We start from the raw sequence: 12,039 nt of genomic DNA on the forward strand, positions 1-12,039 counted from the left end.
GTCACACCTCACTTTCCGTGCTGGTTCCCGCCTGAGACCCGGCGGGGAGAATGGATTCGACCGCGCCGACGATCGGCGCCCGGTCGGCAGGGTCGACGACCCGGAAGAAGCTGTCGGCCGCCGCGCCACCGCTGGTGGTCCAGGACAGCCGGAGCAGGCCGTCCTTCTCGACGACGCGGTCGATGGCGGTGGTCGCCGCCCCGAGGCCGCTGATCGCGGACACCGGGATGTAGACGGGCTGCTCGCCGGTGACGGCGATGGTCACGCCGTCCGCTGCGACGCTCACCGTCGCCTTGCCGCGGAAGGAGAGGCCGGGGAGCGCCAGGCGCTCCAGGTGCTCTCCACCCTTGGTGGTGGCGACGTAGAAGCTCTCAGCGGTCGCGATCGGCTGCGCCGGAGCTTCGCCCCGCGCATCCGTTCGGGCCGCATAGCCGCCGCCCGCCGGTCGGTCGCGTCGCACGCGTCGTCGCCAGCCCCAGACGATCAGCAGGAGCGCGACGACCAGGACGGCCGCGACGACCAGGGTGGGGACGAGCTTATCCACGCAGTGCCTCCTCGTGCTTTCCGGCGAATGCTCTGGCTCGAGCGGCGACCTCGTCCACGGCTGCCACGACGCCGTCGAGGACGGTCGGGTATCCGTGGTGGAAGGTCGCGACGACGCGGCCGGGCAGCGTCATCGACAGATACGGCGAGTTGACGCCCTTCCCGGCGAGGTCGCCGGTCGAGAACGAACGGGATGCGGTCGGGTCGTAGAGGGTGAACTCCGCCGGGGCTCCCGCCTCGATCGGCCCGCCGTGACCGGCCAGCCGTCCGATGCGCGCCGGCGTCTGCGAGAGCACGCGGGCGACGTCCGCCCAGTCGAGCATCCCGTTCTGGACGACGGAGGCGTGCACCACGGAGAGCGCCGATTCGAGGCCGACCATGCCGAACGCCGCTGCATCCCACTCGCAGTCTTTCGCCTCGACCGGATGCGGGGCGTGGTCGGTGGCGACGATGTCGATGGTCCCGTCGGCGAGGCCTGCGCGAAGCGCCTCGACGTCCTCCGCGCGGCGCAGCGGCGGGTTCACCTTGAACCGCGCGTCGTAGCCGGTGGCCAGCTCCTCGGTGAGGATCAGGTGGTGCGGCGTGACCTCTGCGGTCACGTCGATGCCGCGCGCCTTCGCCCAGCGGATCACGTCGACAGAACCGGCGGTGGAGACGTGGCAGACGTGCAGGCGGGAGCCGACATGCTCGGCGAGGAGCACGTCCCTGGCGATGATCGACTCCTCCGCCACCGCAGGCCAGCCGGCGAGGCCGAGCTCGCCGGACAGCGCGCCCTCGTTCATCTGCGCGCCGATGGTCAGCCGCGGCTCTTGCGCGTGCTGGGCGATGACGCCGTCGAACGCCTTGACGTATTCGAGCGCCCTGCGCATCAGCAGCGGGTCGGAGACGCACTTGCCGTCGTCCGAGAACACCCGCACCCGTGCGCGGGAGTCGGCCATCGCGCCGAGCTCGGCGAGCCGCTCGCCTTCGAGGCCGACGGTGACGGCGCCGATCGGGCGGACCGTCGCGTAGCCGGCGGCGTCGCCGAGGCTGAGCACCTGCTCGACCACTCCGGCCGTGTCGGCCACCGGCGAGGTGTTCGCCATCGCGAACACCGAGGTGAACCCGCCCGCCGCCGCGGCGCGGGTGCCGGTCAGCACGGTCTCGCTCTGCTCGTAGCCCGGCTCCCGCAGGTGCGTGTGCAGGTCGACGAGGCCGGGAAGGGCGATCAGCCCGTCGGCGTCGACGGCCGTCGCGCCGGCGGAGGACAGGCCGCTGCCGACCTCCGCGATCCTGCCGCCGTCGACCAGCAGGTCGGTGCGCGACCCATCGGCGAGCGTCGCGCCCTCGATCAGATACTTCTCGTTCAAGCTACGTCCTCCCGATCTCCACCGGACAGCAGGAGGTACAGAGCGGCCATTCGCACGGAAACCCCGTTGGCCACCTGTTCCCTGACCGTCGAGCGGGGCGAATCCGCCGCCGCCGCCGAAATCTCCAGACCCCGATTCATCGGACCGGGGTGCATGACAATGCTACCGGTGCCGAGCCTGGCCAGTCGTTCGTCGTCCAGCCCCCAGCGGCGCGCGTACTCCCTGGTGTTCGGGAAGAACGCAGCATTCATCCGTTCGGCCTGGATGCGCAGCATCATGACCACGTCGGGGTTCGCGTCGATGGCGGCGTCGAGGTCGTAGCCGATCCGCGCCGGCCAGCTGGACGCATCCACCGGCAGCAGCGTCGGCGGCGCGATGAGCGTCACGTCTGCGCCCAGCGTCTTCAGCAGCCAGACGTTCGAGCGCGCGACCCTCGAGTGCAGGATGTCGCCGACGATCGTCACCGTCACACCGTCGAGGTCGCGGCCACGGGATGCTGCACCGTGCAGCCTGCGCCGCATGGTGAACGCGTCGAGCAGCGCCTGGGTCGGGTGCTCGTGCATCCCGTCGCCCGCGTTGACGATGCCGGCGTCGATCCACCCGCTGGTCGCCAGGGTCTGCGGCGCACCGGATGCACTGTGCCGCACCACGACGGCGTCGGCGCCCATCGCGGCGAGCGTCTGGGCCGTGTCTTTCAGGCTCTCGCCCTTCGAGACGCTCGATCCCTTCGCGCTGAAATTGATCACGTCGGCGGAGAGCCGCTTGGCCGCCGCCTCGAACGAGATGCGGGTGCGGGTCGAATCCTCGAAGAAGAGGTTCACGACGGTCTTGCCGCGCAGGGTGGGCAGCTTCTTGACCTCGCGCTCCTGCACGTCTGCCATGTCCTCGGCAACGTCCAGGATGCGGATGGCCTCGTCGCGCCCGAGCGTGCGGGTGGAGAGGAGGTGCCTCATGCGCCTGCCTCCGATCCGTGCTCGGCGGGGGCGGCTGAAGTGTCGGTGTCGGTGTCGGTGCCTGCGTCGGTGTCGGTGTCGGCCAGACCGTCCTCGATGGTCACGGCCTCGTCTCCGTCGATCTCCGTCAGCAGCACGTTGATGCGTTCCGACGCGGCCGACGGAAGGTTCTTGCCGACGAAGTCCGCCCGGATCGGGAGCTCGCGGTGGCCGCGGTCGACCAGCACGGCCAGCCGCACAGCACGCGGCCTGCCCAGGTCGCTCAGCGCATCCAAGGCCGCCCGGATCGTGCGCCCCGAGTACAGCACGTCGTCGACCAGCACGACGGTCTTGCCGTCGATGCTGCCCGGCAGCGACGTCGGCGCCGGCGTGCGCGTCGGGTTCCGGGAGAGATCGTCGCGATACATCGTCACGTCGAGCGCGCCGACGAGCTCGGCCGTCGAGGCGACGGCCTGCGGCTCGATCCGCTGGATGTTCTCCGCGATCCTCTGCGCGAGGACGACGCCTCGGGTGGGGATGCCCAGAATGATGAGATCGTTCGTACCCCGGTTGGACTCCAGGATCTCGTGGGAGATCCGAGTCAACGCCCGGGTGATGTCAGCGTGTTGCAGCACTGTTCGCACTGTCATGCCGACCTCCTTCCCCGCCTCACTGGACGGCTGTTAAAGGATGTCTACCGCGAACGAGCATAGCAGCAGCGCGGGATGCGCCGCGGCGCGCGCTGCTCAGTGCTTGGCCAGGAACGACGTGAACGCGGCGGCGTCCGTGACTTTGCCTGCGAACTGCGTCCCGTTCACGAGCACGGTCGGGGTGCCCTGGATCGTGTCGAGCACCTTCTTGTCGTCGACCACGATCGGTCCGGTCTGCGAGTGCGCGGTGTTCGCCTGCGCCCACGCCTGGTACGGGCCGCTCCTGCCGAGGCAGTCCGTGATGTCGGTCAGCCCGTTGTCGGTCGCGAGCTTCGCCAGCTCCTCGTTGGTCAGACCGTTGGAGTTCTCCTCCGGCTGGTTCGCGAACAGCGCCGTGTAGTAGTCCAGCGCGCCATTCGGCTCCTTCACCGCGACGCAGGTGAGCGCCGCGGAGGCGCGCGTCGAGTATCCGGTGCCGTTGGAGGCGCGGTCGAGGAAGGTCAGCGGGTGCAGCCGCAGCGTGATCGTGCCGTCGGAGACCGCCTTCGCCAAGGTCTCCCCGTTGGCCTTCTCGAACTCGCCGCAGATCGGGCACATCGGGTCGAACCAGATGTCGACGTGCTTCGATCCCGTCCCCGTCTGGATGTATCCGCCGTCGAAGTTGACGGCGCCGTCCGTGCCGGTCGGCGCCGTCGCGGTGGCGACAGGAACCGGGGAGTTGCCGCCGACGAGCGAGCACGCCGCCGTCCCGGCCACGAGGGCGAGCGCGATCACCGCAGCGCCGAGTGCGCGCATCCCGTGGCGTCGCACCCCCGACCGCTCCGTCCCCGATGTCTCTGGCCCCGACGTCTCCGGCGCTGGTCGGCCTGTGCCTGGAAGCTCGGTGCCTGGTCGTAGAACGGCGGGGGTGCTGCGCATGTGGTGGTGTTCCCTCGGTTGTTGCGTGGCCTGCGTGGACTACTTGGGCTTGTTCTGCGCGATCTTCGCGAGCAGACCGTTGATGAATCCGGCAGAGTCGTCGGTCGACAGCACGGTCGCCGCCTCGACGGCCTCCGAGATGGCGACGCCGTCCGGCACCTGCTCGTTGAAGAGCAGCTCCCAGACGCCGATGCGGAGGATGGCGCGGTCGACGATCGGCATCCGCGCGAGGGTCCAGCCCTGCGCGTAAGTCTCGATCTGCTCGTCGATCTCGTCCTGGTTGTCGATGATCCCGTCGAGGATCTCGCGGGCGTACAGCCAGGAGGCTTCGCGCTGCGGCTCGCTGGCTGCGCGCTCCGCCTCGGTGGCGAGTGCCTGGTTCAGCGCGATCTGCCGGACGTCCGCTCCGTAGAGCACGTCCAGAGCACGCTTGCGGGCTTTGGTCCTGGCGCTCATCTAGTCGTTGACGCGGCCGAGGTAGTCGCCGGTACGCGTGTCGACCTTGACCTTGGTGCCGGTCTCCAGGAACAGCGGAACCTGGATCTGGTAGCCGGTCTCGACGGTCGCCGGCTTGGTGCCGCCGGTGGAACGGTCGCCCTGCAGGCCGGGCTCGGTGTACGTGATCTCCAGCACGACGGAGGCGGGGAGCTCGACGTAAAGCGGCTCGCCCTCGTGCAGTGCGATGGTGACGTTCTGGTTCTCGAGCATGAAGTTGGCTGCGTCACCGACGACGACGCCGGAGACGGTGAGCTGGTCGTAGTCGCTGGTGTCCATGAAGACGAAGCTCTCGCCGTCCTGGTACAGGTACTGGTAGTCGCGACGGTCGACGTTGGAGGTCTCGATCTTCGACCCGGCGTTGAAGGTGCGGTCGACGGTCTTGCCGCTGGTGACGTTCTTCAGCTTGGTGCGGACGAACGCGCCGCCCTTGCCCGGCTTGACGTGCTGGAACTCGATCACGGTCCAGAGCTGGCCGTCCATGTTCAGGACGATGCCGTTCTTGATGTCAGCGGTTGTTGCCATGCGTGAGTTCCGTTCGATTATGGGAGAAGATCCGGGTGGAAGCGCGCCGGAGCGGTCCACGGTGGCCGGCCACGCACGATGGACGCGGCGGCAGCCTCAAGAGATTCTAGTTGTCAGGCGGCGTTTCGGCGAATATGAGCGAGAGCCAGGCGGTATGAGTCGAACCCGAACCCGGCGATCACCCCGCTGGCGACGGCCGAGATCACACTGGTGTGCCGGAACTCCTCGCGCGCGTGCGGGTTGGACAGGTGCACCTCGATGACGGTGCCGCCCGCCTTGGTGACGAGGGAGACCGCATCCCGGAGCGCGTACGAGTAGTGGGTCCAGGCGCCGGCATTCAGGATGACGGGCGCTCCGGAGTCTGCCGCCTCGTACAGCCAGTGCAGGAGCTGTGACTCCTCGTCCGTCTGCCGCAGGTCGATCGTGGTCTCCGGCGCGTCGGACTGCAAGACGGTGCGCAGGTCGTCGAGCGTCCCTGCGCCGTAGACGTCGGGTTCGCGGGTGCCGAGACGACCGAGGTTCGGGCCGTTGAGGACGAGAACGCTGCTCATGTCGAGTCAGCCTACCGGCGCTTCGCCATCGGCGAGCGGACGCACCCGCGCGGCCGACCACGTGTCGTCGACGGCGACGTTGCTGATCGCACGCCACCCGAACGCGCCGGCCTCCCGCATGATCGTGTCACGGTTGACCTCCGAGCGCCCGCCCTTCTCGTACAGGTACCAGACCGCTCGCGCGCCGCCGAGCGACGGAAGGTCGGCCGCGAACCGCGCCAGCAGCTCGCCGCGGTCGTGCACGAACGTGACGGCGACGGAGGGGGTGCCGCTCTCGTCTGTCTCGGCGGCTCCGTCCGGAAGCGCCCCGACCAGCCGGCGCTCCTCCCCCGCGTCACCCGAGATCCGAACGGTGTCGCCCTGCTTCACCTGCAGCTTCTGGGCCACGCTCTTCTGGACGGGCGGCTCCGCTGCCACGGTCACGACCCGATCTCTTGGTATGCCGCGAAGAGGAGGCTCTGGTCGGGGCCGGCGAGGACGGTCGGCCTGGCGATGTCGTCGAGCACGATGAAGCGCAGCAGGCTCCCGCGCGCCTTCTTGTCGCGCTGCATGGACGCGAGGAGCGTCTGCCAGCGGCCGAGCGGGTAGCTGACGGGCAGCGTCAGCGACTCCAGGATGCGGCGGTGCCTGTCAACGACCTCGTCGCTCAGGCGACCGCTCAGCCGTGCGAGCTCCGCTGCGAACATCATGCCGACCGCGACGGCGGCACCGTGCCGCCACTGGTAGCGCTCCGCGTGCTCGATCGCGTGCCCGAGCGTGTGGCCGTAGTTGAGGATCTCGCGCAGACCCTGCTCGGTGAAGTCCTCCCCCACGACCCGTGCCTTGATGCCGATGGAGAGCTCCACGAGACGGCGGAACTCCGGCGTCAGCGGATCGGTCGCCCTGTCGACGTCGCGCTCGATGATGTCGAGGATCTCGGGTTCAGCGATGAAGCCGTACTTCACCACCTCGCCGAACCCGGCCAGAATCTCGTTGCGGGCGAGCGAGGTGAGCGTGTCGAGGTCGCAGATCACCGCGGCAGGCGCGTAGAAAGCTCCGACCAGGTTCTTGCCTTCAGCCGTGTTGATGCCGGTCTTTCCCCCGACGGCCGCGTCGACCATCCCGAGCAGCGTGGTCGGCACCTGCACGAGCCGGACGCCGCGCAGCCAGGTGGCGGCGACGAATCCGGCGAGGTCGGTCACGGCGCCCCCGCCGAAGCCGATGACCGCGTCCGACCTGGTGAAGTCGGCCTGTCCCATCACCTGCCAGCAGAATGCGGCGACCTCGACCCGCTTGGCCGCCTCCGCATCCGGCACCTCGGCCAGCAGCACCTCGTAGCGCCCGACGAGAGACTCGCGCAGGTCCGCCGCAGCCGCCCCGAGCGTCGGCGGGTGGACGATCAGCACCTTGGACACGCCGCTGCCGAGGTACGACGCCAGTTCGGTGCGCAGCCCGCGGCCGATCACCACCGGGTACTGATCTTCGCCCGGGACGATGATCTCGGTGGGCCGGCCTCCGGCAGCGTCGTTCCCGGTCTCCTCGGCCCCCGTAGGCTCCGTCTCGTAGGGCTCCGTCTCGTTGGGCTCTGCCTCGTTGGCTGTCATCGCTGTCCTTCCTCGACCCAGGCCGCGATCTCTTCCACGATGGTGTCGATCGGCCTGTTCGATGTGTCTGCCGTGTAGTCGGCTAGTGCTGTGTAGATGTCTGAGCGGGCAGCGACGAGACGTTTCCAGGATTCGACGTCCGTCACCAAGGGCCGCTTGCCGCTGCCGATCCGGGAGGCGATCGCCTCCGGGCTGACCGTGAGTAGCACGACCAGTGCGTCGGCGAGGTCTGCCTGGGTGTCCCTGTCGATCACAGCCCCGCCACCGAGCGAGACGACCCCTGGCTCGCCGAGGGCGGCGGCGACGATCTCACGCTCGATGGCCCGGAAGTGCGGTTCCCCGTGTTCGGCGAAGATCGCGGGAATCGGTCCGTGCGCGGCGACGATGCGCGAGTCCGTGTCGACGAACGGCACTTTGAGACGCGCAGCGAGCCGCTTGCCGAGCCGGGTCTTGCCCGCCGCCGGCGGGCCGATCAGGACGATGGTCACGAGCGCGTGCTCAGGCGTACGGCGCCGAAAGGCGCTCCGTCGCGAGGTTCTGCGGGATGGCGTCGAGGTAGCCGCGCAGGTTGCGCGCCGTCTCGGTGACCGAGTCTCCTCCGAACTTCTCCACGACAGCGTTGGCGAGCACGAGGGCGACCATCGCCTCGGCGACCACTCCGGCCGCCGGCACGGCGCAGACGTCCGAGCGCTGGTGGTGCGCTGCCGCGGCCTCGCTGGTGGCGATGTCGATCGTGCGCAGGGCGTGCGGAACGGTCGCGATCGGCTTCATGCCCGCGCGGACGCGCAGCACCGTTCCGGTGCTCATGCCGCCCTCGGTTCCTCCTGCCTTGTCGCTCGTGCGGACGATCTCGCCGTCCTCCGCCACCAGTTCGTCGTGCGCCTCTGAGCCGCGGCGCGTCGTCGTCAGGAAGCCGTCGCCGACCTCGACGCCCTTGATCGCCTGGATGCCCATCAGGGCTGCGGCGAGCTGTGCATCCAGCCTGCGGTCCCAGTGCACGTGCGAGCCGAGACCCGGCGGAAGCCCGTATGCGAGCACCTCGACGACGCCGCCGAGCGTGTCGCCGTCCTTGTGCGCGGCGTCCACCTCCTGCACCATGAGCGCGCTCGTGGCCGCGTCGAAGCAGCGCAGGGGGTCTGCGTCGAGCGCGGCGACGTCGCTCGGCAGCGGAAGCGCGGAGCCCTCCGGCACCCGCACCGGCCCGATGGAAAGAGTGTGGCTGACGAGCGTGATGCCGAGCTCGTTCAGGAACGAGCGGGCGATGGCCCCGAGGGCGACGCGGGCGGCGGTCTCCCTGGCGCTCGCGCGCTCGAGGACGGGACGGGCCTCGTCGAACCCGTACTTCTGCATTCCGACCAGGTCGGCGTGGCCCGGCCGCGGACGGGTGAGCGGCGCACCTCGACCTCCTGCGAGCTTCTCCTCGTCCACCGGCTCCGCGCTCATCACGTCGACCCACTTGGGCCACTCGGTGTTCCCGATGCGCAGCGCGATAGGGCTGCCGAGGCTGAACCCGTGCCGGACGCCGCCGGAGATGTCGAGCGCGTCCTGCTCGAACTTCATGCGCGCACCACGCCCATAACCGAGTTTGCGCCGCGCGAGATCAGCGCGGATGGCGTCGAGGGAGACGGGCACCCCAGCGGGGAGCCCTTCCAGGAGGGCAGTGAGTTCGGGGCCGTGGGATTCCCCGGCCGTGAGCCAACGAAGCATGGTTCGATTCTGGCACAGCGCGCAGGGGCCTCCTGGCCGCGTGACTCCTCCGTGGACAACTCCCGGAGCCCACGGCCTGTGGAGGGATCGGCGGGAGCGTCAGTCCTCGAGCGGCGCGCCGCTCGCGTCGATCCCCACCGCGTCCAGCATCGCGGCGAGCACGGCGTCCTCGCCGTCCAACGGCTGCAGCGGGTCGCCGGAGACGAAGATGCGCACCTGCAGGAGCGCCTGATGCGCCAGCAACGCCAGCCCGGACACCACATGCCCTCCGACGGTGTTCCACGACCGACCGAGCACGCTCGGCCACGGGTCGTACGAAACGTCGAAGAGGACCGCCCTGCGCCGTGTCGAATCGGTGTAGAGCGCATCCGTCGTCACCCCGCCGGGCAGCGTGCTGATGACCAGGTCGGGCACGTCGAGCGACCGGTCGGCCTGGCTCAGCGGCCGGATGCGAACCATCAGTCCGAGCTGGTGGGCGAGCGGCTCCAGCCACACGCTCTTCTCCAGCGAGCGAACGTAGATGTCGACCTTCTCCGCCCCGAGCTCGGCGGCGGCGACCAGCGCGGAGGCTGCCGTCGCTCCTCCGCCCAGGATGTGAACGAAGTGCGCGCTCTCCAGCCCGGCGGCGGAGAGCGCCCGGACGAAGCCAGGCACGTCGGTGTTGAACCCGCGAAGGACGCCGTCGTCGTCGAGAAGCACCGTGTTGGCGCCTCCGGTCTGCTCGGCGACCCTGTCGATCTCGCCGAGCAGCGGGATCACGGACTGCTTGAGCGGCATGGTGAGCGACAGCCCTCGCCACTCAGGACCGCGACCGTCGATGAAGTCGGCCAGTGTCTCGGACGTCACGTCGACGGCCTCATACTCCCAGGTGAGACCGAGACTGTCGTACGCCGCGCGATGCAGAGCGGGCGATTTCGAGTGTTCGATGGGCGAACCGAGGACAGCGAGCTTGCGGGCGACGGGCTTGGCTGCCTTCGGCTTGCTGGCCTTCGACCTGGTCGGCGCGGCCTTCGGCGCGGTCGGCTCGACCGGCGCGGCAACCTCGCCGGCCGGCTCCTCCAGCTCAGCGGCAGCCACCGCGGCTTCTTCGGCTTCCGCTTCCCGCTCCGCCTCCACGATCGCCGCGATCGAGGCTTCGGCCTCCGCCTCGGAGACTCCGTCCTCCTCCGCGGCTCCGTCTGGCTCGTTCACGCCGCGTGCATCACTCATAGCCGGGGTTGTCCCTCATCCACTGTTGCCACTTCTCCACCGCGGCGTCGTGCTCCTCGACGGTCGTCGAGAAGATGGTCTCGCCTGTCTTCAGATTCCATGTCACGAAGAACATCCACGGGCCGTCCGCCGGGTGGATCGCCGCGTTGATGGCGAGGTCGCCCGGGTTCGAGATCGGTCCGACCGGCAGCCCGGAATGCACGTACGTGTTGTAGGGGTTGCCCGCGTCCGCGCGCTCCGCGTCGGTCGTGGTGACCGTGTGCGTGTTTCCCGTTCCGTATGCGACCGTCGCGTCCGACTGCAGGTCCCAGCCCTGAGCGAGCCGGTTCAGGAACACCCTGGACACCTTCGGATAGTCCGGCGCCAGTCCCGCCTCGCGCTGGACGATGGATGCGAGCACCACTGTCTTCCAACGATCGGCCGGGGCGACCCCGGCTTCGTCGAGCGCCTGGAAGCTGCGATCGACCATCGTCTTGATCGCGTCGTGCGCCGTGATTCCAGGGGTGAACGTGTACGTCGCGGGGAACAGGAAGCCTTCGAGCGTCTTCGCCTCGGCCGGCACACCGTATTCAGCCGGGTTCGCTGCGGCTGCCTGCAGGTCGGCCAGCGGAAGCTTGGTCGCGTCCGCCACGATCGGCAGGATGTCCTTCTCCGCCGTCCCCTCGGGGATCACTGCCGTGTTCTCCATCTTCGACGCCGGGTCCTGCAGAGCGATCAGCGCCGCCTGGGCGCTCATCTGCTTGGCGAGCTTGAACAGGCCTGGCTGGAAGTTCACCTCCGGCTTCTGCCTGAGCAGCAGCGTGTAGAACGCCTCGTAACTCTTCGTCACGCCCTTCTTGGCGAGGTTGTTCGCGATGTCCGAGCCGCTGTCGCCCGACTGGATCGAGAACAGCACCTGCCCTGTGCCGTTGCCCGAGTAGTCGTTGTCGACCGGCGTGATCGCCTGGACGAGTTTCGCGACCTGCGGCTGGAACACGGCGTACGCGCCGCCGATCAGCCCGCCGAAGATCGCGACGATGATGAGCGTCACCCACAGGCCCTTGAGGCTGCGCTTCTTCTTGGGCGGCTCGGAGTGGGACAGGTAGTGCTGCTGTCGCCAGACCAGCGGCGACTCCTTCTGCGCATCGGGGGCGTGCTCGGCCTCCGGCGCGTGGTCCTGCTGTGCTGTCAATTCCTCGAACGTCGCGAACGGGTCGCTCGTCACGGCCTCTTGCGCGCTTTCGGCCGCTGGGCCACGGGCAGCGATGAAGTTCGATCGTCGTGCGCCGACCGTCTCTCGCTCGCGCCCGCCCCCGCTGACGTCCTCGCTGATGTCCGCGAACGCATCCACGCTCTCGCCCTGCTGCGACCGCTGCGAGGCGATGGGACCGGTGATCACGCTGTCGAAGTCGAGCGGCGGCGGCGTTGCCTGGCTCCCAGGCGCGCCAGTCTGCGCCGTGTCTCCACCGGAAGCGGCGGCGGCCGCGGCCTCCCTGGCCTTGGCCTCGCGCCTGGTGAGGGGCTGCCTGTTCACCGAGGGGAATGACGGCGGAGCGGGCTGGCCGTCCGGCTGGCTGGTTTCGCCGTGCCCCGGGGTG

14 protein-coding genes are annotated in these 12,039 nt (G+C 69.3%); all 14 read right to left on the reverse strand.

Going from position 1 to position 12,039, the window contains the following annotated elements; all coding sequences use genetic code 11:
* Window position 1: 1 nt before the first annotated feature.
* A complete protein-coding gene (locus ASE16_RS09765) occupies window positions 2-544 on the reverse strand; it encodes a hypothetical protein (protein WP_055894144.1) in 543 nt (180 codons plus the stop codon).
* On the reverse strand, window positions 537-1,892 hold the full coding sequence (locus ASE16_RS09770; RefSeq protein WP_055894146.1) for a dihydroorotase: 1,356 nt from the start codon (window positions 1,890-1,892) through the stop codon (window positions 537-539). Before ASE16_RS09770 ends, ASE16_RS09765 begins: the two co-directional genes overlap by 8 nt.
* Window positions 1,889-2,845: an aspartate carbamoyltransferase catalytic subunit gene (locus ASE16_RS09775; RefSeq protein WP_055894148.1), complete on the reverse strand. Its 957-nt coding sequence runs from the start codon at window positions 2,843-2,845 to the stop codon at window positions 1,889-1,891. Before ASE16_RS09775 ends, ASE16_RS09770 begins: the two co-directional genes overlap by 4 nt.
* Window positions 2,842-3,474: a bifunctional pyr operon transcriptional regulator/uracil phosphoribosyltransferase PyrR gene (pyrR, locus tag ASE16_RS09780; RefSeq protein WP_082581332.1), complete on the reverse strand. Its 633-nt coding sequence runs from the start codon at window positions 3,472-3,474 to the stop codon at window positions 2,842-2,844. The genes ASE16_RS09775 and pyrR overlap by 4 nt, the downstream gene beginning before the upstream one ends.
* Window positions 3,475-3,570: 96 nt before the next feature.
* Entirely contained in the window at window positions 3,571-4,392 is an 822-nt protein-coding gene (locus ASE16_RS09785; protein ID WP_235500440.1) for a DsbA family protein, read from the reverse strand.
* Window positions 4,393-4,431: 39 nt separating this feature from the next.
* Window positions 4,432-4,848, reverse strand: a complete 417-nt coding sequence (gene nusB, locus ASE16_RS09790) for a transcription antitermination factor NusB (RefSeq protein ID WP_055894151.1) — start codon at window positions 4,846-4,848, stop codon at window positions 4,432-4,434.
* The gene (gene efp / locus ASE16_RS09795; RefSeq protein ID WP_055894153.1) at window positions 4,849-5,412 is read right to left on the reverse strand and encodes an elongation factor P; all 564 of its coding nucleotides are present in this window, start codon (window positions 5,410-5,412) and stop codon (window positions 4,849-4,851) included.
* A gap of 113 nt (window positions 5,413-5,525) precedes the next feature.
* A complete protein-coding gene (locus ASE16_RS09800; RefSeq protein WP_055894155.1) occupies window positions 5,526-5,963 on the reverse strand; it encodes a type II 3-dehydroquinate dehydratase in 438 nt (145 codons plus the stop codon).
* A gap of 6 nt (window positions 5,964-5,969) precedes the next feature.
* Window positions 5,970-6,386: a hypothetical protein gene (locus tag ASE16_RS09805; protein WP_235500441.1), complete on the reverse strand. Its 417-nt coding sequence runs from the start codon at window positions 6,384-6,386 to the stop codon at window positions 5,970-5,972.
* Complete coding sequence (gene aroB / locus ASE16_RS09810) at window positions 6,383-7,546, reverse strand: 3-dehydroquinate synthase (RefSeq protein ID WP_235500442.1); 1,164 nt, start codon at window positions 7,544-7,546, stop codon at window positions 6,383-6,385. The genes ASE16_RS09805 and aroB overlap by 4 nt, the downstream gene beginning before the upstream one ends.
* The gene (locus tag ASE16_RS09815; RefSeq protein ID WP_055894157.1) at window positions 7,543-8,034 is read right to left on the reverse strand and encodes a shikimate kinase; all 492 of its coding nucleotides are present in this window, start codon (window positions 8,032-8,034) and stop codon (window positions 7,543-7,545) included. Before ASE16_RS09815 ends, aroB begins: the two co-directional genes overlap by 4 nt.
* Window positions 8,035-8,044: 10 nt before the next feature.
* A complete protein-coding gene (aroC, locus tag ASE16_RS09820; protein WP_055894159.1) occupies window positions 8,045-9,253 on the reverse strand; it encodes a chorismate synthase in 1,209 nt (402 codons plus the stop codon).
* A gap of 99 nt (window positions 9,254-9,352) precedes the next feature.
* Window positions 9,353-10,462, reverse strand: a complete 1,110-nt coding sequence (locus ASE16_RS09825) for a shikimate dehydrogenase (RefSeq protein ID WP_082581333.1) — start codon at window positions 10,460-10,462, stop codon at window positions 9,353-9,355.
* On the reverse strand, window positions 10,455-11,975 hold the full coding sequence (gene mltG, locus ASE16_RS09830) for an endolytic transglycosylase MltG (RefSeq protein ID WP_157480237.1): 1,521 nt from the start codon (window positions 11,973-11,975) through the stop codon (window positions 10,455-10,457). The genes ASE16_RS09825 and mltG overlap by 8 nt, the downstream gene beginning before the upstream one ends.
* Between the last annotated feature and the right edge of the window lie 64 nt (window positions 11,976-12,039).

It is taken from the genome of Leifsonia sp. Root227, assembly GCF_001428745.1.
Classification (GTDB): domain Bacteria; phylum Actinomycetota; class Actinomycetes; order Actinomycetales; family Microbacteriaceae; genus Leifsonia.